The sequence below is a fragment of the Nostoc sp. DedSLP03 genome, assembly GCF_034530815.1.
In the GTDB taxonomy this organism is placed as follows: Bacteria; Cyanobacteriota; Cyanobacteriia; order Cyanobacteriales; family Nostocaceae; genus Nostoc.
Genome location: NZ_JAVRCK010000042.1, coordinates 1 through 22,648, shown reverse-complemented (window position 1 = coordinate 22,648; position 22,648 = coordinate 1). Strand labels below are relative to the sequence as shown.

Sequence of the window (22,648 nt, the reverse complement as noted above, 5' to 3'; positions counted from 1 at the left end):
AGTCAAAGAAGAGTAAAAGGGGCAGTGGGTATAAGGAAGAGATAAGGTAAATGGGGGAGACTTGTTCAATAATTTCCCCTTGTCTCCCTTGTCCCCTTACTTCCCCTGCTCCTCTGCTCCCCCGCTCCCCTCCCCTGCCCCTCTTCCCCAATCCCCTCATCCCCCAGAAGCCTCACTAGTAGATAGTTGAGATAATTGAGCCAGGGATAGGTCTTCAACCTCTGGTAACTTTTCTAAAGAGAGGGGAGTGGATTGGGTGGCACCAGATAAGCGTTTTAAAAGGCTAGGTCTGGGGTCATGTAACAGATAAATAATGCGATCGCCAATTTCCCAATCTTGGTTCGCTGGCATTACCTGTAAGCGTTCTGCTCGTTCTACCAATAGCGGTATCAATACCCCAGTCCGAATCTTTTCTTGGATGCGATCGCATTGAGTCGAAAATTCCAACTCATCTAGCGTAGTTGTCCCTAACTTCACTCGCCCATCATTCAAATATTCATTCCAAGTTTTAATTGCTAAGTCTGGAATAAAAGCTTGATTAACTTTATTACTAGTCGAGGTACTCGCTTGCGGATCGCGGGGAAAAACAGCTAAGACGCGCGGAGGTTTAAACTCTTCAGCTGCTCTTTGAGCCAAAACAAAATTCACCTCGCCATTACTTGTCATCGCCAAAAAAGTACCTATAGAGGCAAGTCCTGCCTCTTCTAAAACCGCAGCATCTAGCGCACTGCTGGCAATCACCCGGAGATTTTGCGCCTCGGCTTGCACAAGACATTCGGGGTCAGTATCAATCATCACCACGTTTTCTCCCCGTTCTTGAAAGAAACGAGCAATCACAAGACTCAAGGGATTACAACCCACAATTACTGCCCCAGTTACGTCTTTAGAAGTGATTTGCAGCCATTTGGCAACCCAGCCAGCTGTTAGCCCTTGGCAGACAACAGTCATAATAATTGTGAGGAAAACTAAAGCTTTGATGGAATCACCGCCGTTAATGCCTCGCTGTGTCAACGAAATCGCAAAAAAAGAAGCTACAGAGGCAGCAACAATTCCTCTCGGAGCAACCCAACTTAAAAACAGTTTCTGTCGCCAGTTGAGGTCACTGTTCCAGGTACACAACAAGATATTAATCGGGCGAACGACAAACATTAGTACCAAAACGGTGAATAAACTACCCCAACCCAAAGCAAACACACTGGCAATGGATAGGTCAGCAGCTAATAAGATAAATAGTACCGAAACGCTGAGAATTGTTAGCTGACCTTTAAAGCTGCGTAACAGACGTTCTTCCGGGACTGAGGAGTTAGCAAAGACTGCCCCTGCAACTACTGTTGTCATGACTCCTGATTCACTGCGGATCATCTGCGATAAGGTAAACAAGCTCCAAAGTATCGCCAACACCACTAAGTTTTTTAGCTCAAATGACAGAAAGGTGGCGCGTTTAAAAATCAAACTCATCAGATAACCGCCAGCACCACCAATTGCTGCTCCCACACCCAGACGTATAAGTAAACCGACGATCGCATTGAGCGGGTCAGCATCGCCGTTCAAAATCGTATCGAGGACAACGAAGGCGAGGATAGCCCCTACAGGGTCAATTAAAACCCCTTCTCCTTCCAAAAGTGTTGCCACTTGTCGATCTACATTGATTTGTTTGAGCAATGGACCAACGACGGTTGGACCTGTCACCACGACTATGGAAGCATAGAGAAAGGCTATGTTCCAGGGAAATTCACCCAGCCAGTGAGCAGCCATACTCCCGCCAAGCAGGGTAATTAGCGTTCCTTGAGTGACGAGCAATTGTAAGCTGACTGAAACTCTACCTAACTCACGCAGATCCAAGTTAAGTCCGCCTTCAAACAAAATAATTGCCGTTGCCAGGGCGACTATAACTTCCAGTCCAGTGCCTAGCGAATGGGGATGCAATAGCCCTATGCCATCGGAGCCAAATAAAATGCCCAACAGCAATAACAAGACGATGCTGGGTACACGAAGGTATGCAGCCAGCACTTGGGCGCTAATGCCTGCAAAGACAGCGATCGCCATCTGTATGGTGATTTCAAAAGATGCTTCCATATTGTAGATTTTGAGCGATTTATTTCAAAATCTCTTGTAAAAAACCGTAGATATCAACTCTACAGGGTACAACATCATACCCTTTGTTCCTTGCTGTCTTCAGCGTTTTTTAGATATGTATATACTCCGAAATTCCCAGCGATCAAGGCTGACGCACCCTGCGGCTGATTGCAGAAGCATCTACGAACTTTTTTATCTGTCTCCATATCTTTGTATCTTCTTCAAGCTTTTGCTTCCACCCAGTTTAGCTGCCACAAACTTTTTTTGGCAAAACCTGTTGACAACGGCAAGGAAATTGGTTAACTTATAAAAGGTCTGAGTCCGATGCCCCCATCGTCTAGAGGCCTAGGACACCTCCCTTTCACGGAGGTAACGGGGATTCGAATTCCCCTGGGGGTACTTAAAAAGAATAAAAAGCAAAAGCTTTTTTATTTGAAATTTAGCAATAAAAACCATCATTCAGAAATGCATCTGAATGATGGTTTATTGTTGTTATGCATACGGTTCTTTGCTGGCTAGTTCTTCTACACGTTGGTGAATAGCCAGAAGATTTAACCGCAAATCTTTGCTCAGACGATTTTCAATAATTCCCACTGGCATAGTGAGTTTAGGCCAAACTTGAATCGTGTAGGACAGATTTGTTCCTACATACTCACCGAAAGAATAAGGTTCTAAGCACCAGCTACCAGAAAAGCCTTTAAAATCTCCCTCTACCATACGGAAATTAATTGCTTTAGGGAAGCATTCTTCCAAATCTAGAACTACCCGCGCACAAAAGTTGAAATTTAGTAGCCGTTGGGAGCCTACTTGCTCCAGTCGAATTCCACCATCGGGATGCTCGATTAGACAACTCTTAGCGAGGTTGGGGAGGAAGTCTGGTAAGGCTTCATAATTTGTCAAAACCTTCCAGATTTGCTCGACTGGATGGGGAATTTTGACTTTAGCGCTGATTTGCCGCTGTCGCTCTGCTATTTTCTCAATTTGAACTTCTACCTGAGCAAGCAAATCCTCTTCTAGGTTGGTGTCATCAGTGGAAGATTGCAAATCAGGGTTCTCTGTTGTGTTCTGTTTTTTAGTCACTTTCAGAATTATGGTTTGCTTTCGTCAGAAAATTGGGGCAGAGTCAAGGTGAAGCAAATTTCGCTCTGTTCAGAATCCGAAATTGGGAGACTTTCAACAGCGATCGCTCCATTCAAATGCTGCACTAAAGACTTGACTAAAGCAAGTCCCAAGCCAGTCCCTGGAGTCCAGCGCCCTTTTCCACGACGGAACTTATCAAAGATATAGGTCGCTTCTTCTTCAGAGATGGCACGTCCTGTATTCGTCACCTTCATGATAACTCGATCGATTTGCCGATCGACTTGATGAGCCGCTTCAAGGCGAACTATTGTATCAGGCTCTGAGTATTTACAGGCATTCGTTAATAATTCTTGCAGAATGCGGTCAAAGCTCTCTAGTTCAGTTTGTAGTTTGAGCGATTCTTCCGGCAAATCTATAGAAATTTTTAATCCTTTTTCGCCAAGTTTTTTCTCAAAAGATGCTGCTATATCCTGAATTCTAGTATTTAAATCTATAGATTCTAATTGCGGGGCTTCGTGAGGCGACTCTAGCTTTTGGAGTGTCAACAAGTCATTAATCAAGTTGATTTCTTTTGAACATTCCTGCTCAAGAATATCTAGATATTTACCCTGACGCTCTGGTGCTATTCCTGGCAAACGCAAGTTTTTTATTGACATCAGCATATTTGTCAAAGGATAGCGTAGGCGATCGCTCATGTTACTCAAAAATTCATCTTTGAGTTCATTAAGTTTCCGCAGCTGCTCGACATACTGTCGGGTTCTTTCATGCAATTTCGCTTGCAGTTCTAGACTACTTTGGAGTTTCGCCGTCCGTTCATCTACCAACATTTGCACTTGGCGCAATGTCTGTGACTGAATTATGGCGTTACTCACTTGAGCGCAAACCATTTCCACAAGATTTAATTCTTCTGGTTGCCAATTGCGAATTACAGCTTGCTGTAGCACCAAGAATCCTAAAATTTTACCTTGACTTTCTAATGGCACTAAAAGTACCGCAGGCAATTTCTCTATCGCAAATAATGGAGCAGCTGTTAAGGTATCGTTTTGATCTGTATAGTCATCGAAGATTACTGGTTTTCCAGAATCCATGAAGGCACGCTGGCATAAACCACAGTCTGAAATCAAGAAAGACTCAGCTAAGGTGTCTAATTTACTAGTGCCAGAATTTTGTGTTTCTCTAGCCCATTGGGCGATTACACTAGCTTTCGCTTTGGGGATTTGTTTTTTAGCTTGAGTCTTAAATAGTGGATCTGTATATTTTAGTAAGATGAGCAAACCCCGATCTGCCTGTAGAGATTCGGCTGTCGAGGCGATAACTAACTGGAGCATTTGATTCAACTCCAAGTTGCTACGACTCAATAAGGTTAATTGCTTGATCAAGCTTTGATGGTGCTTGCTTTTTTGCAGAGACTGCTCTTGATGAGTAATTTGTTGAGCTTGTGCCACTCCAGAAAAAGCGATCGCGCAAGCCGACTCCACTTCTTTGAGCAATTGTTTTTCTGATTCACTCCATTCATAAGGTTGGAATTTAATCAGATTAATCACTCCATTATTATTGCCACCAAAGCGAGTGGGAATTGCTAAAACTGCTTTTATCGGTAGTGGTAAATATTGACACCCAATTACCAGACTGTTCTGAATAATGGAAATGTCTTCAATAGTCAATGGTTGGGCAGCACATTGCAGCACTGGCGAGTGCATAAGCAACTGTTCCATCGAAAACATTTCTTCTGGGTGTGGCAACCCTAGAAACTCATCAGCACACCAATTAGTAGTAGTTGCTTCGTCTGATGTTTCATCTGCCGCTGAAACCAAGCAGCAGCAATCTACTTGAAAAGCGACTCCTAGCAATTGGGCAATCTCTTGCAGCATCAAAGCTGTTGCAGAGCTATTAGCAATAATTTGGTTAATCTTTTGTACCAACTCGCGGGCAGGTTCTTCCTGATGCTGCATCAGCTTGACTTGGTAAGGTTGTAGTCGATCTATGTCATCTACGTAATGTGGCAGCGATGATAAAGGCTTTTTCATTTCTGGCACGCCCTCGGATAGTAACGCCATTGTTCTTGCACCCAACCTCTTGGCATATTCTTCACCGTTAGTTGTGTTGCTACACCTTGATAATTGACAAATTTTGTGTGAATACTTTCTCTCACCTGTTATAGCCCTTTTCTATATCAGATGGCCAAATTTCCACTACATCAAGCAAATTGCTACATTGGGACATAAGTAATAAAATACTCAAAATATCCTATAAATGCTTAAGTTAGCTTATTTTTAACTGCACTGTCTGGAAATAATTTACTAACTTTATCCTGTCTGTAAGTATACATAAACCGTAATTTCTCTGGAATCACAGCAAAATTCCCCTTTTGAGCGCGTAAAATTACGTAACTTCCTTTATAAAGCTTTATTACATTTCTTGAAAAAACTAGTAAGTTTAACAAGTTACTCCTCGATCTCCGTAACTCTCAGTAAAATATCAACAAAAGTAAAGAAAACACGAGGAGGTTGTTCTTGCAGTGTAGGCTTTTCTTCTCTAGGAGAGGCTGCATCAACGAGACGCACTTGTGTTCAGACCCGATACTACACTGATAGCGTAACTATGCTAGCGAGTTCGTAAGCGTCTTGTTCCCAACCTATGACAGAAATTTGGAGTAGAGCCAATACTGCTCGGGTTTTGGATTTTTAACTCGAAATTGGATTTGAGGAAAAGGTTACTGGGTTTAGGTTAAAGGTTTTTTCTTTCCCCTTTTCCCCAAAACCCGACAAGTATTGGGAGTAGAGCTTAAATTTAAATAAATTCTTGTTCGCTACAGGTTGCGGCAGTTCTGGCTAAATTGTGAATGCAGCCCAGTTATTAGTAAAAATAACTAGGCTGCATTAATCTGAATATAAAAAACCACATCTATTTTCAGAACTATATTTTTTAAAGTAGTAAGAGCATTTTATACTCCCTGTTGGTAGGGCGAGCTAGATGCCCTCCCTACACCAGGTTTCAAAATAGACGAAGTTTATCCAGCCAAGCTCTCGACACTCAGAGGAACCATATCGCCATTCCTCGTTAGTCCTAACAACATCGGTTCTTGGGGTTGAATTAGTTGACCTGTAAGCACACAGCGTTCTTCTTGCTGAGCTGTAGCAGCTATGCTAGCTCGAATGTCGGATCGCGAAAATCGAGGTTTCCACTCACCTGATTTTTGCTGAACATAATTCCAAAGGATATCTCGGATCAGAGCTTGATATCCCTGATTCCCAGCTATTTCTTTGAGTTTATCTTTGAGTTCCCGTTCTAAGCGAATGCTGGTAACTTCCATATCGGTGGTTGGGGTGCGAGCGATCGTATGCATCAGTTTTTCTCCTTGAAGGTATAGACAGGATAGTAATACAAGTGTAGTATGTTTAAAGGAATGTTCAATAGGTGAAATTTTCTGTGAAATCTATTTACCCCATCTCTACTTCAATTTTGTGCTCTACCAATTGCCGAACCAATTGGGAATCAGCTGCTATGGAAGTGGAGTATTTATTTATGGGCGATGGTAGCCGAAATCATAGGCAAATCACAGAAGGTAATGATGATTATAAGTATGTAGCCATTAGTGCACTAATTGCAAAACCACAACTAAATCAAAAAAGCGGGGGGTACAGGCAAAGGAATCCTGTACCGATATGAGACCAGAAAATTTTCCGGTCAATTCTAACCCCCGCTTCACCGAAAACTTGAAGCGGGGGTTTTTTTATAAGGAGTTAAGCTGTGACGATATCTTCCATGCGCGGCGCGAACGCAATGCAAGTGTTAGAGCAATCTGTGGTGGTGTTTTCTCAAAATTACTTGCCACTATGTCGGGTCAATATCAAGCGGGCGATTGTGCTGTTAGTAACCAACAAGGCGCAACCGTTGGGTTTTACCACAGAAAGCGGATGGCAAGTTCACTCACCCAGTTTGGTAATTGATGTGCCAAAACATATTCGCTTGACAATCACTTCTAATGAGCGGATGTGGAAAGTTCCGCCAGTGAATCGGCGGGAAGTATTGCGACGAGACCATCACAGTTGCCAATATTGCGGTAGTGGCAAACATCTAACGCTAGATCATGTGATGCCGCGTTCTAAAGGCGGTTCTCACACTTGGGATAACGTAGTCGCAGCTTGTGAAAGATGTAACTCCCGTAAAGGCGATCGCACCCTGTTTGAAGCTGGTATGCAACTGCGTACCAAACCAAAAGCGCCAATCCACCCCGCGATTTCTTTTGCTGAACAGTTTTGGATAGATATGCAAGCAAACCTGGAATAACAGGAGAGCATAAGGAATGCTGAAATTAACTTACACTGAAAGCAGTTTTGATTTGGAATGTATCACTCTGGCGCTAGAAGAATGGGTAGCGCAACGAGTGATTTTAGCCCTGCGAGTTGGGCAAAGTTTGTGCATTGAACCAAGTACCGCTTCCTTTTTGCTTCCTGTTGATTTGCCAGGAGTAGAAGTACTGAGGTCTGAGGTAAAAAGAGATGACAGAGAAATCATTGCTCTGTGTGCGTGCGATGGCGAATATATGGAAGTCACCCTGCGGGGTTCTTGGCTATCAGTTAGTTCTAAGGATTCTGTCGGTGTGTTTGTCACCACAATGAGCGATCGCGCTGAGTTCTTTTTGCATAAACTTTGGCAGGAAGCTCAATCTTGTGCTTCTGTGATGAGCGAATAAACAAAATAGTCGGGTCAAAAGAAGCAGGGGAGCAGGGGGGCAGGGGGCAAGGGGGAAGACACCAGACGGGGCTTGTACTCGCGGCTTGCGTCCAAGCGCCCTAGAAAGGGGGGGCTTCTCTTCGGACGCTTCTCTACGAGAGGCTTCGCCAACGCGAACGTACCCATGCTTCAATCAAGCTCTGCGCTCAAGGGATAGGCTTGCTCCCCCTGCTCCCTGCCCCCTTCCCCTCTGCCTCTTCGGTGAGGAGAATTTCTCACCCTTTATTGTGCCATTTTTAGCAGTTCAGGAATTGTTACAAATCGGTAGCCTTGCTGTTTGAGTCCGCTGATGATTTGTGGCAAAGCTTGTACAGTTCTGTGGCGATCGCCACCACCATCATGCATTAAAACAATGAAACCAGGTTTCGCGCCTTTGAGGACATTATTTACAAATGCCTGCGGTTTGGCATGAGGATCGGTATCAGCTGAAGTTAGTGACCACATAATGACAGCATCTTTCTGGCTTTTGGCGTAAGCGGCTAGTCCATTATTTAAAAAGCCTCCAGGAGGACGAAACAGAGAAGTTTTGACTCCTGTAATTTTGTATATCAGATCGGTTGTGCGATCGATTTCACTCTTGGCTGTGGCTTCATCCATTCGCCGATACCAATGATGCCAAGTATGGTTGCCAATGGCGTGTCCCTCGGCTACTTCACGCTTGGCTAAGTCTGGATTTGCTTCTAAAGCTTGTCCTACCCAAAAGAATGTTGCTTTAACATCATTTTGCTTCAAGATATCTAGCATTTCTAGGGTTGTCTTTGGCCAGGGGCCATCATCAATGCTTAAAGCAATAACCTTTTCGTTGTTGCTGGGTTGCACCTTATAAACTGTTTTTCCTTGAAATTTATCTGGGACTGTAAAAGTAGGATTTTCTACTTTGACTGATGGCGGTAGCTGGGGATTAATTTGCCCCTTTGCTGGATCTTGAAGTGCAGTATGGATTTTGCTTAGTGGCTGGTTCAACCCCAATTGTGGGGAGATACCTGGGGCAATACTGCAAGCTGTAATACTAGAGGCGATCGCGACAAAACTAATTATCTGTCGTCGCTTGAAGGAGTTATCTGTCACGTCAGGCTTTTAAAGATTCACCCAATCATAAGCTGTAGTTTGATTTTTCAGAGGGTTTAGCAAGCTCAAATATAAGTGCAGCAGCTTTTATAGACAATTTCAAAAAAACTTTCTGAAACCCCTTGACACCTCTTGTAGTATTTTGTAGTATATCTGTAGTGAGGCGAAAGACAAAGCTTCTCAAAAGTCAAATTTATGTTCTACATCCAACTAAAGGACAGGCGTTGGAATAAACCAGAGTCCCCAGTTAACAAAACTGCTCCTACTTGCAAACCATCGGTAGTAGAGGCAATAAACGAAAAAAGTTCTAAGTTTGCACTCATCAAAACCACTGAATACATCCGTAATACACAACAGGCTTGCTACCTAGAGTTTCGGTTGTTTTCCTAACAGTAAAAAGTAATTTTTCTGAACCTTGAAAACTGAATAAGAAATGGGCAAGTTCACCAACAAAACATGTGCCTAAAAACCTAAAATTTTAGGCACAGATTCTCAAAATCGGGGTGTAGCTCAATTGGCTAGAGCGTTCCGTTGTCTGTGGAAATGTTGCGGGTTCAAGTCCCGTCACCCTGGTTGCAGTCCCGTAGGCGAATAGTTTAAGCCATCAGTTTCTCAAGCTGAAGATTGCGAGTGCAAATCTCGTCGGGACTCCCAAATGGCTGAGTAGCCAAGTGGTTGAAGGCATTGGTCTGCAAAACCGACATCGTGAGTTCAAATCTCACCTCAGCCTTATGGTGTCGCAGTGTAGCTTAACGTAAAGCCCCTGGCTCATAACCAGGTCGATGCAGGTGCAAATCCCGCCACTGCTAACAATGCAGGGATGGTGTAATGGCAACACCTCGTGACTCCAAATCCGATGTTCTGGGTTCAAATCCTAGTCCCTGCGTCAGACAATTTTGGATTTTGGATTATAGATTTTGGATTAAATTTTTTAATCTAAAATTCAAAATTTAAAATCTAAAATTCTCTCAATTCTGCCCTCGTGGACGAATGGTTAAGTCATTGCTCTTTCAAAGCAAAGATGCGAGTTCAATTCTCGTCGAGGGAATCATTATGGGTCGGTGGCCGAGTCTGGTTGAAGGCGACAGTCTGTAAAACTGTTCTTTTTTGCACGCAGGTTCAAATCCTGCTCGACCCACTGTGGAGAGGTGGCTGAGTGGCTCAAAGCGTCCTCCTGCTAAGAGGAAGCGGGTAGTTAATATCCGTCGCAGGTTCAAATCCTGTTCTCTCCGTTTTGAGAGTGTGGTGTAACTGGATAACATCTCAGTCTACGAAACTGAAGACATGAGGGTTCAAATCCCTCCGCTCTCGTTACATGGGAGAGATGATGGAGTGGCTGATTCGAGTTGAATTAAACCAGTCCACTAGGTAAAACCTATCTCTCCTTCTTATCCCCCGGTAGCTCAGTTGGTAGTTAGCGCCTGTCTGAAGAACAGGAGGTCGTCGGTTCAATTCCGGCCTGGGGGGCTTCGTTGCCTCATAGCTCAATGGCAGAGCAAGCGGCTGTTAACCGCGCGGTTGTAGGTTCGAGTCCTACTGAGGCAGCCAATTATAATTCGTAATTAAATAGGGGTTGATACCCACGTTTCTATAAACGGCTTGTATGTTAATCGGGCGTTTAAGTCCCCGTCACAAAATACAATTACGAATTACGAACTACGAATTACGAATTATTTAATGCCGGGTGGACGAATTGGGAAGTCGCATCGCTCTGAACGATGAGGTTGCAGGTTCAAACCCTGCCCTGGCAATAAAGCCCTGTGGTGTAATTGGCAACATAGCGCCCTTTGAAGGCGAAGATTCCAGGTTCGAGTCCTGGCGGGGCTGCCAAACTTGCTCTTGTAGCCCAACTGGAAGAGGCTGCCGTCTCAAAAACGGTAAGTTGTGGGTTCGATTCCCACCAAGAGTACCAAACTTTGCTCCTGTAGCCCAATTGGGAGAGGTGGCAGACTTAAAATCTGTTTTGTTGTGGGTTCGACTCCCACCAGGAGTACCAACGGGATGTAATTCAGTGGCCAGAAGCCATGCTTTGGGAGCATGGAGTCGCAGGTTCGAGTCCTGCCATCCCGATATGCCCCTGTGACGGAACTGGCATACGTGCTGGAATCAGAGTCCAGATTTTACAGGTTCAAATCCTGTCAGGGGTACTAAGCTCTCGTGGCGGAACGGAAGACGCACTAGACCGAGGATCTAGTTTTTTGCAGGTTCAAATCCTGCCAGGACTACCAAATATTGGGAGTGTAGCTCAATGGAATAGAGCTTCGAGCTTCTACCTCGAAAGTTGTGGGTTCAAGTCCTACCACTCCCGTTTGAAAATGTCTTTAATTTTGAATTTTGAATACTTCGGCTACGCTCAGTACAAGTTTTGAATTTTAAATTTTTATGGGGTCATAGCTCAAATGGCTAGAGCGTCTGCCTTGCAAGCAGGAGGTTATGGGTTCAATTCCCATTGATTCCACTGATGATGGTGTCTGAAGCCAAAGTGGTCGAGGCGCTGGTTTGTGGAACCAGTCAGAGCGGGTTCAAGTCCCGTCAGACGCCCCTGAATGGAAGATGCTGCTGAATGGACGGCAACTGGTCTTGAAAACCAGGGTATGGGCAACTGTAGGGGTTCGATTCCTCCATCTTCCTCTTTTCCACCTGAAGCCGAAAAGTGAGGCGCTGTGCTGATAACACAGAAACAGGAGGGGCAGTACCTCCCTGGTGGATTTATATCTAAATGTTGGTATTACAAATCGCACTTGCTCATTTCTTTTTCAAATTAACTAGGGTGGTTGGCATACTGGCTGTGCAGCGAGCTTTTAACCCGCAGAAATAGGTTCGACCCCTATACCACCCATTAAACAATTCAAAATTCAAAACTTGTACTGAGCGTAGCCGAAGTATTCAAAATTCAAAATTAAGAAATGCAATCTTGGTTAGCCTTTTGGCAATTGCTAATGTACAACTTGAATGCTCGTTGGGTTAGGAATAACAACTAGCGATCGCTAGTTGAGCATGTTGTAATAATACATCTTTATCCAAAGCATGTATGGGATATTGCGGTGTTACTGCCAGTAGTTTCTCAATTCTTTCTCTAGCTGCTTCTACGACTGCTTCATCTAAGCTACCGTTACTGAGCGAATCAGCAAAATCTTCAGCAATCCGATAAGTTCTTTCAATAGATGATGAGTTAATATTACGCGATACAATAAACAGATCGCAGCCTGCATTAAATGACCGCGCCACAGTACCAGCTTTCATAAACATATCTGAGATCGCTTTCATATCCAAATCATCAGATACAACTACTCCCTCAAAGCCAAGTTCCTCTCTAAGTATGGTTTTGAGGATAGCCTGAGAAATCGTTCCTGGGACATCAGGATCTATTCTGGGAAATAAGATATGGACAGTCATAATCAAAGGAATCTGTACTTCGATTAAGGCTTTGAAAGGTATAAGTTCTCGAAGTCGCAGGTCTTCTAGAGTTAAATTCAATATTGGTAGCTCAATGTGAGAGTCCTTGCTGGTGTCTCCATGTCCGGGAAAGTGTTTAGCACATCCCAAAATTCCTGAATCTCGAAGTCCAAGGTAATAGTCACGCGCACCTTGAGTAGCAGTTTCGGGAGTGTTACCAAAGGCGCGAGACCCAATCACAGGGTTGTCAGGATGGGAAAAAATATCTGCTACAGGTGCCCAAGATAAATTGATTCCCAGTGATTTTAGTTCTACTGCTGTGGCTTTTGCTACTTCAAAAGCGTGCGATCGCAGCAATAAGGCATGAGGAAAGCGGGTAATTGGCAGTGGTGTACGAATTACACGACCTCCTTCATGATCGAGAGTGAGGAACATGGAATCACGTTCAGTATATTCTCGTATTTGGTTATTCAAATCCTTGAAGCTTTCCAGCCAAACCTGATATGGGGTGCCATCCAAAAAGTTCTTAGCAAAAAAGATCGCCCCAATCGGCTTTAATTCATTGAGTGCGCGTTTATCGTCATCGCTTAATGTCGTGCCGGAAATACCTAAAATTAAGTGATGTCCAAAGCGCCTTAGCTCCTGCGATACACCCATAATCTTTTACCTATTAAGTTGTGCGGTAAACAACTTGGTTGTTCAACCTAGAGGACATAAACATTTATCCTACACCCTTATCGGGAGAGGAAAGTTTTCTTTAAGTAATGCCCCAGATGTTTCCTAATAGCAAATACACAAATTAGCCAAGAAATCAACTCCTTTCAGACAACTTTTAAAATTAGCTATTTTCAGTCAAAGGAAATACTTTTGTTTCCCTAAATCACTTGCATGTAAATATAGAGAAAGTGTACGCCACAAAGCTATTGCCAACAATGGTATTGGCAATTTGCTTGGGCAAGTGCGCGTAGGTAAAATTCCCTTTGGCAAAAGTTTTTTAGGGAAGTGATCGCACAATAACTGCCAAATGTAACGGATTGCAACGTATAATGAAAACGATAAAACGGTTAAGAAATATTGAAGAGCAGTAGGGTTACATGCGAGTAGCGATCGCGGGAGCGGGACTAGCAGGACTTTCCTGCGCGAAATATCTTACAGACGCAGGTCACACACCCATTGTCTTGGAACGTCGAGACGTTCTAGGCGGTAAAGTGGCCGCGTGGAAAGATGCTGATGGAGACTGGTACGAAACAGGTCTGCACATCTTTTTTGGCGCATATCCGAATATGTTGCAGTTATTCAAAGAACTGGACATTGAAGATCGATTGCAGTGGAAAGAACACACAATGATCTTCAACCAACCAGATGCACCAGGTACTTACAGTCGCTTTGATTTCCCAGATTTGCCAGCACCAATTAATGGTATAGTGGCAATTTTGCGAAACAACGACATGCTGACATGGCCAGAAAAAATCCGCTTTGGCATCGGGTTATTGCCGGCCATGATTCAGGGGCAAAAGTACGTTGAAGAAATGGACAAATATTCCTGGACAGATTGGCTGCGTAAACACAAAATTCCAGAACGGGTCAATAAAGAAGTTTTTATTGCTATGGCCAAGTCGCTGAACTTCATCGGCCCAGATGAAATTTCGGCAACCATTCTTTTAACTGCCCTCAATCGTTTCCTCCAAGAAAAAAAAGGCTCGAAAATGGCCTTTCTAGATGGTTCGCCAACAGAACGATTGTGTCAGCCCCTAGTAGATTACATCACCGAACGCGGTGGAGAAGTCCGTTTGAATGCCCCTTTAAAAGAGATTTTGCTAAACGCCGATGGTAGCGTCAAAGGTTACTTGATGCGGGGGTTGAATGGAGAGGAAGATGAAGTTTTCACGGCGGATTTGTATGTATCTGCCATGCCGGTTGACCCTCTGAAGGTGATTTTGCCAGCACCTTGGAAAGAAATGGAGTTTTTCCAAAAGCTAGACGGGTTGGAGGGCGTACCTGTGATTAACGTGCATTTGTGGTTCGATCGTAAACTTACGCAAATTGATCACTTGCTATTCTCGCGATCGCCCCTCCTAAGCGTTTATGCTGATATGAGCAATACCTGCCGTGAATACGCCAACCCCGAACGCTCGATGCTGGAATTAGTTCTAGCCCCGGCAAAAGATTGGATTGCCAAATCCGATGAGGAGATTGTGGCTGCAACTATTGCCGAGTTAGAAAAACTCTTCCCCGACCACTTCGGGGGAGACAATCCAGCAACATTGCTGAAATCTCATGTGGTGAAAACGCCCCGTTCAGTTTACAAAGCGACCCCTGGTCGTCAACAGTACCGTCCCTCGCAAACAACCCCCATTAGTAACTTCTATCTCTCAGGGGATTACACCATGCAACGCTACTTAGCCAGTATGGAAGGTGCCGTACTTTCTGGTAAGCTGACAGCGCAGGCGATTTCTGAGGCCCTCCCGGTAGCAAATTCCTCAAACCTGCAAACGCTCACCCGACCGCCCGCAACGAATGCTGCAACTGCCTGATTCCCCGCCGCGCATGAAAACGCTGGTCTCTGTAGACGAGTCATACAAACTTTGTCGGCATCTCACAGCAAAGTATGCCAAGACTTTTTACCTGGGTACTTTGCTGATGAGTCCGGTAAAACGTCAATCTATTTGGTCAATTTACGCTTGGTGTCGCCGTACAGATGAATTGGTGGATGGCCCCGCATCTGCTATTACCACGCCAGAAACCCTAGACCTATGGGAACAGCAGCTGGAATCGATTTTTGCGGGGTGTCCATTAGAAAATTACGATGTAGCTTTAGTTGATACCCTCCAGCGCTTTCCGATGGACATTCAACCATTTCGGGATATGATTGCCGGTCAGCGCATGGACTTATATCGCAGTCGTTATGAAACCTTTGAGGATTTATACCTCTACTGTTACCGCGTTGCTGGCACTGTTGGCTTAATGTCAACATCAGTTATGGGTGTGGATAACACCATATATGCAGCACCGTGGCAACAGAACAAACAACCTTATGTTCCCATAGAAGAAGCGATCGCTCTCGGAATTGCCAATCAACTCACCAACATCTTGCGGGATGTGGGAGAAGATGCCAAACGGGGACGGATCTACATTCCCCTGGAAGACTTGGCAAAATTTAACTATACCGAGCAAGACTTCTTCAAAGGTGTGGTAGACGATCGTTGGCGGGCATTGATGCGCTTTCAAATTGACCGCGCCCGCCAATTTTACACCACATCCGACCAGGGAATTACTTATTTAGCATCCGATGCTCGTTGGCCTGTATGGGCAGCATCAATGCTGTACGGTCAAATTTTGGAGGCGATTGAACGCAACGATTACGATGTATTCAGTCAGCGGGCTTTCGTTCCCCAATGGAAAAAGTTATGCAGCTTGCCCATAGCTTGGATGCGATCGCAAGTCCTTTAAAAAATTAGTCATTTGTCCCTAGTCTTTAGTCCTTAGAGTTTTATAAATGACTAATGACCAATGACAAATGACTATTGACTCTTGCTAACAAGTCTGGTAACATTGATATTCGTGAGTCATGGAGAGGTGGCTGAGTGGTCGAAAGCGGCAGATTGCTAATCTGTTGTACGGCAGGCAACTCCGTACCGAGGGTTCGAATCCCTCCCTCTCCGTTTTTGAGCTTTTGATACACAGAGTATATTCTGTGTAAAAAAGAAATACTATTATCGGCGTAAATATTTCTACTCCTAAAGATGGATGATATGATTTATCTTTTGGAATCTTGATAAGATCCAGCTAAGTTACAAATCTAGTTTGGATCTTATTTTTAGGCTCCTAAGTGTTTTGAGGAGTGAAAGTAATTTATGAGAAAAATTAGTGCCGCCTTAAGTTTAAGTATAGCTACCCTTGCGGCTGGGTTTCTACTTGGGGCTTGTGGTGATAACAGTAACCCCAACGGCACAGCTACCAACGGAAGTACCGCTACTCCAGCGGCAAACTCAACTACTACAAGCAGTGCTAAAGGACTAAAAATCGGTTCCCTGTTACCGACGACAGGCGATTTGGCTTCAGTAGGACAGCAAATGCTAGGTTCCATACCTTTACTGGTGGATACGGTCAACGCTTGCGGTGGGGTAAATGGCGAACCTGTTACTTTGGTGCAAGTAGATGACCAAACCGACCCGAAAGCTGGAGCTGCCGGTATGACCAAACTAGCAACTTTAGATAAAGTTGCAGGTGTAGTTGGCTCCTTTGCCAGTAGCGTTTCTAGTGCAGCAGTTTCTATTGCCACACCAAATAAAGTCATGCTGGTGTCTCCTGGTAGTACCAGTACCGTGTTTACCGAAAAGGCACAAAAAGGCGACTTTAAAGGCTTTTGGGCGCGTACTGCTCCCCCCGATACCTACCAGGCACTAGCCTTAGCCCAACTTGCTAACAAAAAAGGCTTCAAGCGAGTTTCTACAGTCGTGATTAATAATGACTATGGCGTAGGGTTTGAAAAAGCATTTGTGCAAACTTTTGAAAAATTGGGTGGCACTATAGTTAATAAAGATAGACCTGTCCGCTACGACCCGAAAGCCCAGACATTTGATACAGAAGCGGCTGCTGCTTTTGCTGGGAAGCCAGATGCAGTTTTGGCTGTAATGTATGCGGAAACTGGTAGTCTGTTCCTAAAAGCCGCCTATCAACAAGGTGTGGCGAAGGGAGTACAAATTCTGCTGACAGATGGGGTAAAATCGCCTACTTTTCCCGAACAAGTTGGCAAAGGCGGTGATGGTAAATATATTTTAACAGGAGCGATCGGTACAGTACCGGGTTCCGATGGTAAAGCATTAGAAGCTTTCAACAAACTGTGGAAGGATAAAAAAGGTGGTGCACCAGGGGAATACGCTCCTCAAGCTTGGGATGCAGCTGCTTTATTAACATTGGCGGCGCAAGCTGCTAAGGAAAATACAGGCGTTGGCATAGCCAGCAAAATCCGGGAAGTTGCTGATGGCCCTGGCACAGAAGTTACTGATGTCTGCGAGGGACTAAAGTTACTTAAAGATGGTAAAAAGATTAACTACCAAGGCGCTAGCGGCAATGTAGATGTTGATGCTAACGGCGATGTCGTGGGTGTATACGATGTTTGGACAGTAGGAGACGATGGCACAATCAAGGTGATTGACAAAGTTACCCCTAAGTAGAAGTTAGGAGTGAAGAGTTATGAGTTATGAATTAAGAATTAGAAGTTAGGAGTGAAGAGTTATGAGTTATAAGTGAAACATTACGAACTCTTAACTTCTAACTCATAACTCCTAACTCTTAACTTTTAAAGCCCACTGAAGTTGTAACCAACTCCTAATAACAAGCCCACATCAGTTTGATCGAAGAATCCGGCATTGATAGCAGCTGTTGCCGTAAATTGAGAAGTTAGAGGCACATCAATGCCACCAGACACCAAAAAGGCAAATTGCGAATCATCACCAGTTTTGTAAGCTGCACCCACTCCGACGTAAGGTGCGATCGCTAATGGTTCGCTAAAAGCATCTGCTGGTTTAAAGGTAAAATCGTAGGTGATCGGAAGTAGAACTGTGGTGTTATCCCCAAAGACGGCTGAGGGTCGTATTGATATAGAATTTGTCAGTCCGATTTTGCTAACTACCGCAAAGTTACCGTCGCCCAAAGACGTGTCACCACCGCTCAAACCAATGTTAGCAGCGACGCCAAGATAGCTACTACCACCATTGGTAGTTCTACCTAAATCAATATCTGATTGCGCCACTTTGGTATCAGATGGTTGAGCAGGAGTTTGAGAAGTCGGTTGTACAGGTTCAGAGGTTAGCGTTGCAGATGAGGTCGCCACTGTACCTGGAACGGGTATGGGTGTTACACTGGCGTTTTCTTGTATCGCAGTGTTGGGCAATTGCTCTACTTTAGTTAAATTTGTGACTGCAAAAGTTTCAGTTGTTTCTGTAGAGAGATTTTGCCTAAACTCGTTGGGAGACGCTACGGTTGCGGAAGGTTCAGTTAATGCCCGATCGCTCAACTTGTTTACTGTCTGGGCGCTTGCAGATAAACCGCTACTCACGAATGCAAGAGTAGCTAAACTTGGCAACCAAAAAACACCTTTACGAAGAAAAAAAATAGTATTCACGTTCACTCCTAAAACAATGTTGCCACGAAAAATAAAGATTTTTGTTGACTTAAGTCAACAAAATCGGGCAATATTCAAAATTTAACATCAAAAAATCGGTTTTACATCCTGAATTTACTTGATTTCTCTAGTTAATATTTATTAGCAAAAAATTAAATTCTATAGTAATCCTGAATCACTCGCGAAAAACAAGATACCCAACAACTTTTACAAAATTGGGGATTTGTGGGTGGCAATTTTCACAAATTAAATAGAATTGATATATTTATTCTAAATATCCTGAATTTGATAGATGACAAATAGTCTCTTTGCTTAAAATTAAGATAGTGTTTATTAAGGAGGCATCGCGATTGCCATCTCTTCCATAAACGAAACAAATTTGTTAGCATAACTGCCTTGCCATTAAAGGCAGTTAGATTGTGAAGTGATATTACAAAGCTTGCAAAAATATTTAGAAATTGCCTACAAGGCAAACATAGTTCTAACGTAGAACCTATTAGGAGAGACTTGAGGCAAATGTGATGAGCGAAAATAATATTCAAAAGTACCGGTTTGTCTGTACCCTGACTTTCGGTGATATCTACGGTCAAATAATTGTTTGGTTGATTACAATTACCCTAAGTTTGGCATCAGCTTTGGCGTTGATGGGTGCTAAACGGCCCGTGTACGCTTTAGCAACAGCGGGTCTCGTTGTTCTGCTATCGCTACCTTTCTTGTTGTTCGCGTTTGTCACTACCTTGTTAAATCATATTGAAGTCAGTCCTGTAGGGCCAGGAACCAAAATGGAACCCATACCAGGTAATGTCTCTCAACAACAACCTGTACAAGCAACTAGCTAACATAGTTAGGAGTTATGAGTACAGACGCGATTAATCGCGTCTGTACAAGAGTTATGAGTCACTTTATCTGTGCCATAACTCTTTGTTTTTAACTTTTCACTCCTAATTTCAAAATTTGTTACAACCTCCCTGTATAGAAGCAGGGAATTTTTTTGTACAGATGTTATTGTTACAACGCACTAGCTGATTAATCACGTCTCTACAATAGAACAGCAGTGGTTTGCTATCAAAGGGCTAATTATGCTGGAACACGATGTGATTATTGTCGGGGGCGGATTGGCGGGATGTCGCGCTGCTGTAGAAATTGCCCGCACTGACCCTAGTTTAAATATTGCTGTGGTTGCCAAAACCCACCCAATTCGTTCTCACTCGGTGGCGGCTCAAGGTGGTATGGCTGCATCGCTGAAAAATGTTGATTCCGAAGATAGTTGGGAAGCACACGCTTTTGATACTGTCAAGGGTTCTGATTACTTGGCAGACCAAGATGCTGTAGCGATTCTCGCCCAAGAAGCGCCAGATGTGGTAATTGACTTGGAACATCTCGGCGTTTTGTTCTCTCGCTTACCCGATGGGCGCATTGCCCAAAGAGCTTTTGGCGGACATTCCCATAACCGCACTTGCTACGCTGCTGATAAAACTGGTCACGCGATTTTGCACGAATTGGTTAACAATTTGCGGCGTTATGGGGTGCAAGTTTATGAAGAGTGGTACGTGATGCGTCTCATTTTAGAAGAAAATGAGGCCAAGGGTGTGGTCATGTTCCATCTTTTGGATGGACATATAGAGGTGGTGCGGGCTAAGGCGGTGATGTTTGCCACCGGGGGCTATGGTCGCGTTTATAACACTACCTCAAATGATTACGCTTCTTCGGGTGATGGTTTAGCAATGACTGCGATCGCAGGTTTGCCCCTCGAAGATATGGAATTTGTCCAATTTCATCCCACTGGTTTATATCCGGTAGGGGTGTTAATTTCGGAAGCGGTACGGGGAGAAGGGGCGTATTTAATTAATAGTGAAGGCGATCGCTTTATGGCGAACTATGCACCCAGTCGCATGGAACTAGCTCCTCGTGATATTACCTCACGAGCGATCGCTTACGAAATTCGCGCCGGACGTGGTATTCATCTCAACGGCAGTGCTGGTGGCCCCTTTGTTTATCTGGATTTACGCCATCTGGGCAAAGAAAAAATTATGAGTCGCGTTCCCTTCTGCTGGGAAGAAGCCCATCGTCTAGTAGGCGTTGACGCAGTAACTCAACCGATGCCAGTCCGCCCGACAATTCACTATTGTATGGGTGGTATCCCAGTTAACACCGATGGTCAAGTTCGCAGTAGTGGTGATGGTTTAGTTGATGCTTTCTTTGCTGCGGGTGAAACATCTTGTGTTTCCGTACATGGTGCAAATCGTTTGGGCAGTAATTCACTATTGGAATGTGTAGTTTATGGTAAAAGAACTGGAGCTGCGATCGCCAAATTTGTGCAAAAACGTAAGTTACCCTCTGTAGATGAGCAACGGTATCTAACAGAAGCCCAGCAACAAATTCAAGCTTTGCTAGAACAACCAGGACAGTACCGCATTCACCAAGTCCGTGAAGCTTTTCAGGATTGTATGACTGAGTATTGTGGTGTTTTCCGCACTGAGGCATTAATGACTGAAGGTTTGCAGAAATTAGAAGAAATACAACAAAAATATCCGCAAATTTATTTAGATGACAAAGGTAGTTGCTGGAATACAGAACTCGTAGAAGCCTTAGAATTACGAAGTTTGATGGTAGTAGGACAGACTATTTTGGCATCAGCCCTAAACCGCCAAGAAAGTCGTGGCGCTCATTTCCGCGAAGATTATTCCCAGCGAGATGATACAAACTTTCTCAAACACACAATGGCTTACTACTCACCAGCAGGAATTGATATTCAATATCGATCGGTGGCGATTACTATGTTTGAGCCAAAAGAGCGGAAGTATTAGCAAAAGATAAATTTATCTGAGAAATCGAGGTGATGACAAAAATTTTGTCCACCTCGATTAAAAATATGAAATGATTAAGTTATCAATCAAAGCCTAATTGTTTTTGAATTACAACTGTTATTTTTTCTAGCTAATATAAAGATATTGAGCGATCGTTCATCTAATCGCACTATGTGAATTGGCTGAAACATCACATTTATAAGTTGATGGCATTTAGTCCATCCAGATTTTCTGCTCCCGTCAAAAGTTGAAGTCTGACGTAAAGAAGTAAGATGATGAAAGATGATAAATTATGAGAACTATAGACCATGATTACTAAAGAAGAAATTACCATCAAAGTTCCCTCTGAGGTAGCAGAGGCGTACCGGAATGCCACTGAAGAAGAACGAGAACAATTGCAACTTAAGATTGCGGCAATCATGCAGTCTCAATTTACAACTAAAAGACAAGAAGCGATCGCGCGTCTGAGAAACACGATGGATAAAGCAAGCTTTGAAGCACGAGAGCGAGGATTAACACCTGAAATATTAAAATCGCTTTTGAATGATGACGAATAATCGATGGTTTGTGTTTGATACCAATGTGCTGATTAGTGCATTTTTGTTTAGTCAAAGCAAGCCACGTCAGGCATTAGATCAAGCCCTGGATATTGGCGTTATAGTATTATCAGATTCTGTATTATCTGAGTTACAAGAGGTTTTATATCGTCCCAAATTTGATAAATATCTTACTCAAGAAAGGCGGCAAGATTTTCTCAAAGATTTAACCGAAAACTCTCAGTTTATTGATGTGATTGAACAAATTAATGAATGCCGAGATCCAAAAGATAACAAATATCTGGAATTAGCAGTCAGTGCTAAAGCAGAGTGTATTGTTACAGGAGATGATGATTTGCTAGTGCTAAACCCCTGGAGGGGTATTGAGATTCTAACTGTTCAAGAATTTTTGGATTCAAAGTAGCAAGATTAACCTAAGCGCAACTGTCCCACCTTGCTATATACAGTAGTGGAGAAACAAGCTAAGAAATCTATTATGATACCCAACTTAGGTTACTATAAAAAACAAGATTTTTATTTCAAATATGAATAACCCACAACCTTGGTATATTGTCAAGCGTTCTGCGGGAAACTGTGAAATTATCCCCAGCGACCAAGTTGGCGACGATAATCTAGAAATTATAGAACAGTGGGGGCCTTTTAGTTCGCAAGAAGAAGCGATCGCTCGACGTGTCGGACTCATTAGGGCTGGGAAGTGCCAACCAATTTAAGTTAGTAGTTAGAAGTTGACAGTGACGGTCTTTATTCCTAGGGCGTGTCATCAATTAGGTAAACTGGAATCAGAACTGCTGAAAAAGAAT

Annotated in this window: 19 protein-coding genes and 25 tRNA genes; 35 read left to right on the top strand and 9 right to left on the bottom strand. The window is 43.6% G+C overall.

Annotation, left to right across the window (positions count from 1 at the left end):
- Positions 1–156 precede the first annotated feature (156 nt).
- A complete protein-coding gene (locus RM368_RS20465; protein WP_322695725.1) occupies positions 157–2,076 on the bottom strand; it encodes a cation:proton antiporter in 1,920 nt (639 codons plus the stop codon).
- A gap of 326 nt (positions 2,077–2,402) precedes the next feature.
- On the opposite strand from RM368_RS20465, the gene RM368_RS20460 reads away from it, so the two are divergent.
- A tRNA-Glu gene (locus tag RM368_RS20460) sits at positions 2,403–2,475 on the top strand.
- A gap of 93 nt (positions 2,476–2,568) precedes the next feature.
- Here the strand turns inward: RM368_RS20460 and RM368_RS20455 are convergent.
- The 3 genes from RM368_RS20455 to RM368_RS20445 all read right to left on the bottom strand — a co-directional run bounded on the left by RM368_RS20455 (position 2,569) and on the right by RM368_RS20445 (position 6,502).
- A complete protein-coding gene (locus tag RM368_RS20455; protein ID WP_322695724.1) occupies positions 2,569–3,156 on the bottom strand; it encodes an SRPBCC family protein in 588 nt (195 codons plus the stop codon).
- A gap of 8 nt (positions 3,157–3,164) precedes the next feature.
- Entirely contained in the window at positions 3,165–5,213 is a 2,049-nt protein-coding gene (locus RM368_RS20450; RefSeq protein ID WP_409882161.1) for a GAF domain-containing protein, read from the bottom strand.
- Between the two features lie 953 nt (positions 5,214–6,166).
- A complete protein-coding gene (locus RM368_RS20445) occupies positions 6,167–6,502 on the bottom strand; it encodes a hypothetical protein (RefSeq protein ID WP_094347436.1) in 336 nt (111 codons plus the stop codon).
- 437 nt (positions 6,503–6,939) lie between these two features.
- Here RM368_RS20445 and RM368_RS20440 point away from each other — a divergent pair, with 437 nt between their 5' ends.
- Positions 6,940–7,446, top strand: a complete 507-nt coding sequence (locus RM368_RS20440; protein WP_322695765.1) for an HNH endonuclease — start codon at positions 6,940–6,942, stop codon at positions 7,444–7,446.
- Positions 7,447–7,462: 16 nt separating this feature from the next.
- A complete protein-coding gene (locus RM368_RS20435) occupies positions 7,463–7,852 on the top strand; it encodes an alr0857 family protein (RefSeq protein ID WP_322695723.1) in 390 nt (129 codons plus the stop codon).
- Between the two features lie 263 nt (positions 7,853–8,115).
- Here the strand turns inward: RM368_RS20435 and RM368_RS20430 are convergent, their stop codons facing one another.
- Together RM368_RS20430 and RM368_RS20425 are read right to left on the bottom strand one after the other, a co-directional pair.
- Entirely contained in the window at positions 8,116–8,961 is an 846-nt protein-coding gene (locus RM368_RS20430) for a polysaccharide deacetylase family protein (RefSeq protein WP_322695722.1), read from the bottom strand.
- Positions 8,962–9,161: 200 nt separating this feature from the next.
- Positions 9,162–9,284, bottom strand: coding sequence for a hypothetical protein (locus RM368_RS20425; RefSeq protein ID WP_322678625.1), 123 nt, complete (start codon positions 9,282–9,284; stop codon positions 9,162–9,164).
- A gap of 176 nt (positions 9,285–9,460) precedes the next feature.
- Between RM368_RS20425 and RM368_RS20420 the strand changes: the two genes are divergently transcribed.
- From RM368_RS20420 to RM368_RS20310, 23 genes are all read left to right on the top strand, one after another.
- A tRNA-Asp gene (locus tag RM368_RS20420) sits at positions 9,461–9,534 on the top strand.
- A gap of 4 nt (positions 9,535–9,538) precedes the next feature.
- Positions 9,539–9,615 (top strand) — tRNA-Glu (locus RM368_RS20415).
- A 3-nt stretch (positions 9,616–9,618) separates the two neighbouring features.
- Positions 9,619–9,691 (top strand) — tRNA-Cys (locus tag RM368_RS20410).
- An 8-nt stretch (positions 9,692–9,699) separates the two neighbouring features.
- Positions 9,700–9,770: transfer RNA gene (locus RM368_RS20405), tRNA-Met, on the top strand.
- Positions 9,771–9,775: 5 nt separating this feature from the next.
- Positions 9,776–9,847: transfer RNA gene (locus RM368_RS20400), tRNA-Trp, on the top strand.
- 91 nt (positions 9,848–9,938) lie between these two features.
- Positions 9,939–10,009, top strand: a tRNA-Glu gene (locus tag RM368_RS20395).
- A gap of 7 nt (positions 10,010–10,016) precedes the next feature.
- A tRNA-Tyr gene (locus RM368_RS20390) sits at positions 10,017–10,099 on the top strand.
- A 4-nt stretch (positions 10,100–10,103) separates the two neighbouring features.
- Positions 10,104–10,193, top strand: a tRNA-Ser gene (locus tag RM368_RS20385).
- Between the two features lie 4 nt (positions 10,194–10,197).
- Positions 10,198–10,272: transfer RNA gene (locus RM368_RS20380), tRNA-Arg, on the top strand.
- Between the two features lie 81 nt (positions 10,273–10,353).
- A tRNA-Phe gene (locus tag RM368_RS20375) sits at positions 10,354–10,428 on the top strand.
- A 6-nt stretch (positions 10,429–10,434) separates the two neighbouring features.
- Positions 10,435–10,509 (top strand) — tRNA-Asn (locus tag RM368_RS20370).
- Positions 10,510–10,639: 130 nt separating this feature from the next.
- Positions 10,640–10,712: transfer RNA gene (locus tag RM368_RS20365), tRNA-Gln, on the top strand.
- A gap of 3 nt (positions 10,713–10,715) precedes the next feature.
- A tRNA-Gln gene (locus RM368_RS20360) sits at positions 10,716–10,791 on the top strand.
- 5 nt (positions 10,792–10,796) lie between these two features.
- A tRNA-Leu gene (locus RM368_RS20355) sits at positions 10,797–10,873 on the top strand.
- A gap of 6 nt (positions 10,874–10,879) precedes the next feature.
- Positions 10,880–10,957: transfer RNA gene (locus RM368_RS20350), tRNA-Leu, on the top strand.
- A gap of 1 nt (position 10,958) precedes the next feature.
- Positions 10,959–11,031, top strand: a tRNA-Pro gene (locus RM368_RS20345).
- 3 nt (positions 11,032–11,034) lie between these two features.
- Positions 11,035–11,108: transfer RNA gene (locus RM368_RS20340), tRNA-Leu, on the top strand.
- A gap of 10 nt (positions 11,109–11,118) precedes the next feature.
- Positions 11,119–11,189: transfer RNA gene (locus RM368_RS20335), tRNA-Leu, on the top strand.
- 6 nt (positions 11,190–11,195) lie between these two features.
- A tRNA-Arg gene (locus tag RM368_RS20330) sits at positions 11,196–11,269 on the top strand.
- A 76-nt stretch (positions 11,270–11,345) separates the two neighbouring features.
- A tRNA-Ala gene (locus RM368_RS20325) sits at positions 11,346–11,419 on the top strand.
- 9 nt (positions 11,420–11,428) lie between these two features.
- Positions 11,429–11,502: transfer RNA gene (locus RM368_RS20320), tRNA-His, on the top strand.
- Positions 11,503–11,509: 7 nt separating this feature from the next.
- Positions 11,510–11,592 (top strand) — tRNA-Ser (locus RM368_RS20315).
- Positions 11,593–11,729: 137 nt separating this feature from the next.
- Positions 11,730–11,800 (top strand) — tRNA-Lys (locus RM368_RS20310).
- Positions 11,801–11,925: 125 nt separating this feature from the next.
- Here RM368_RS20310 and RM368_RS20305 read toward each other — a convergent pair.
- Positions 11,926–13,014: a glycoside hydrolase family 3 protein gene (locus tag RM368_RS20305; RefSeq protein ID WP_322695721.1), complete on the bottom strand. Its 1,089-nt coding sequence runs from the start codon at positions 13,012–13,014 to the stop codon at positions 11,926–11,928.
- Between the two features lie 437 nt (positions 13,015–13,451).
- Here RM368_RS20305 and pds point away from each other — a divergent pair, with 437 nt between their 5' ends.
- The 4 genes from pds to RM368_RS20285 all read left to right on the top strand — a co-directional run bounded on the left by pds (position 13,452) and on the right by RM368_RS20285 (position 17,534).
- On the top strand, positions 13,452–14,891 hold the full coding sequence (gene pds / locus RM368_RS20300; protein WP_322695720.1) for a 15-cis-phytoene desaturase: 1,440 nt from the start codon (positions 13,452–13,454) through the stop codon (positions 14,889–14,891).
- A complete protein-coding gene (gene crtB / locus RM368_RS20295) occupies positions 14,875–15,807 on the top strand; it encodes a 15-cis-phytoene synthase CrtB (protein WP_322695719.1) in 933 nt (310 codons plus the stop codon). Before pds ends, crtB begins: the two co-directional genes overlap by 17 nt.
- A gap of 120 nt (positions 15,808–15,927) precedes the next feature.
- A tRNA-Ser gene (locus tag RM368_RS20290) sits at positions 15,928–16,019 on the top strand.
- A gap of 192 nt (positions 16,020–16,211) precedes the next feature.
- Entirely contained in the window at positions 16,212–17,534 is a 1,323-nt protein-coding gene (locus tag RM368_RS20285; protein WP_322695718.1) for an ABC transporter substrate-binding protein, read from the top strand.
- Positions 17,535–17,659: 125 nt separating this feature from the next.
- On the opposite strand, the gene RM368_RS20280 is transcribed toward RM368_RS20285, so the two are convergent.
- A complete protein-coding gene (locus tag RM368_RS20280; protein WP_322695717.1) occupies positions 17,660–18,484 on the bottom strand; it encodes a hypothetical protein in 825 nt (274 codons plus the stop codon).
- A gap of 521 nt (positions 18,485–19,005) precedes the next feature.
- On the opposite strand from RM368_RS20280, the gene RM368_RS20275 reads away from it, so the two are divergent.
- Complete coding sequence (locus tag RM368_RS20275) at positions 19,006–19,323, top strand: hypothetical protein (RefSeq protein WP_099102821.1); 318 nt, start codon at positions 19,006–19,008, stop codon at positions 19,321–19,323.
- A 240-nt stretch (positions 19,324–19,563) separates the two neighbouring features.
- The gene (locus tag RM368_RS20270; RefSeq protein WP_322695716.1) at positions 19,564–21,291 is read left to right on the top strand and encodes a succinate dehydrogenase/fumarate reductase flavoprotein subunit; all 1,728 of its coding nucleotides are present in this window, start codon (positions 19,564–19,566) and stop codon (positions 21,289–21,291) included.
- Between the two features lie 86 nt (positions 21,292–21,377).
- Here the strand turns inward: RM368_RS20270 and RM368_RS38805 are convergent, their stop codons facing one another.
- A complete protein-coding gene (locus RM368_RS38805) occupies positions 21,378–21,491 on the bottom strand; it encodes a DUF6888 family protein (RefSeq protein WP_416212246.1) in 114 nt (37 codons plus the stop codon).
- Positions 21,492–21,599: 108 nt separating this feature from the next.
- Here RM368_RS38805 and RM368_RS20265 point away from each other — a divergent pair, with 108 nt between their 5' ends.
- From RM368_RS20265 to RM368_RS20255, 3 genes are all read left to right on the top strand, one after another.
- Positions 21,600–21,848, top strand: a complete 249-nt coding sequence (locus RM368_RS20265; RefSeq protein WP_322695715.1) for a hypothetical protein — start codon at positions 21,600–21,602, stop codon at positions 21,846–21,848.
- The gene (locus RM368_RS20260) at positions 21,835–22,251 is read left to right on the top strand and encodes a putative toxin-antitoxin system toxin component, PIN family (protein WP_322695714.1); all 417 of its coding nucleotides are present in this window, start codon (positions 21,835–21,837) and stop codon (positions 22,249–22,251) included. The genes RM368_RS20265 and RM368_RS20260 overlap by 14 nt, the downstream gene beginning before the upstream one ends.
- A 121-nt stretch (positions 22,252–22,372) precedes the next feature.
- Complete coding sequence (locus RM368_RS20255) at positions 22,373–22,558, top strand: DDE transposase family protein (RefSeq protein WP_322695713.1); 186 nt, start codon at positions 22,373–22,375, stop codon at positions 22,556–22,558.
- Positions 22,559–22,648 lie beyond the last annotated feature (90 nt).

Bases quoted from the DNA above. Each gene is read 5' to 3' on its own strand.
- RM368_RS20465 (WP_322695725.1), bottom strand. From the start codon at position 2,076: ATGGAAGCATCTTTTGAAATCACCATACAGATGGCGATCGCTGTCTTT.
- RM368_RS20450 (WP_409882161.1), bottom strand. From the start codon at position 5,213: ATGGCGTTACTATCCGAGGGCGTGCCAGAAATGAAAAAGCCTTTATCA.
- RM368_RS20445 (WP_094347436.1), bottom strand. From the start codon at position 6,502: ATGCATACGATCGCTCGCACCCCAACCACCGATATGGAAGTTACCAGC.
- RM368_RS20440 (WP_322695765.1), top strand. From the start codon at position 6,940: ATGCAAGTGTTAGAGCAATCTGTGGTGGTGTTTTCTCAAAATTACTTG.
- RM368_RS20435 (WP_322695723.1), top strand. From the start codon at position 7,463: ATGCTGAAATTAACTTACACTGAAAGCAGTTTTGATTTGGAATGTATC.
- RM368_RS20425 (WP_322678625.1), bottom strand. From the start codon at position 9,284: ATGAGTGCAAACTTAGAACTTTTTTCGTTTATTGCCTCTACTACCGAT.
- RM368_RS20305 (WP_322695721.1), bottom strand. From the start codon at position 13,014: ATGGGTGTATCGCAGGAGCTAAGGCGCTTTGGACATCACTTAATTTTA.
- pds (WP_322695720.1), top strand. From the start codon at position 13,452: ATGCGAGTAGCGATCGCGGGAGCGGGACTAGCAGGACTTTCCTGCGCG.
- crtB (WP_322695719.1), top strand. From the start codon at position 14,875: ATGCTGCAACTGCCTGATTCCCCGCCGCGCATGAAAACGCTGGTCTCT.
- RM368_RS20285 (WP_322695718.1), top strand. From the start codon at position 16,212: ATGAGAAAAATTAGTGCCGCCTTAAGTTTAAGTATAGCTACCCTTGCG.
- RM368_RS20275 (WP_099102821.1), top strand. From the start codon at position 19,006: ATGAGCGAAAATAATATTCAAAAGTACCGGTTTGTCTGTACCCTGACT.
- RM368_RS20270 (WP_322695716.1), top strand. From the start codon at position 19,564: ATGCTGGAACACGATGTGATTATTGTCGGGGGCGGATTGGCGGGATGT.
- RM368_RS20265 (WP_322695715.1), top strand. From the start codon at position 21,600: ATGATTACTAAAGAAGAAATTACCATCAAAGTTCCCTCTGAGGTAGCA.
- RM368_RS20260 (WP_322695714.1), top strand. From the start codon at position 21,835: ATGATGACGAATAATCGATGGTTTGTGTTTGATACCAATGTGCTGATT.
- RM368_RS20255 (WP_322695713.1), top strand. From the start codon at position 22,373: ATGAATAACCCACAACCTTGGTATATTGTCAAGCGTTCTGCGGGAAAC.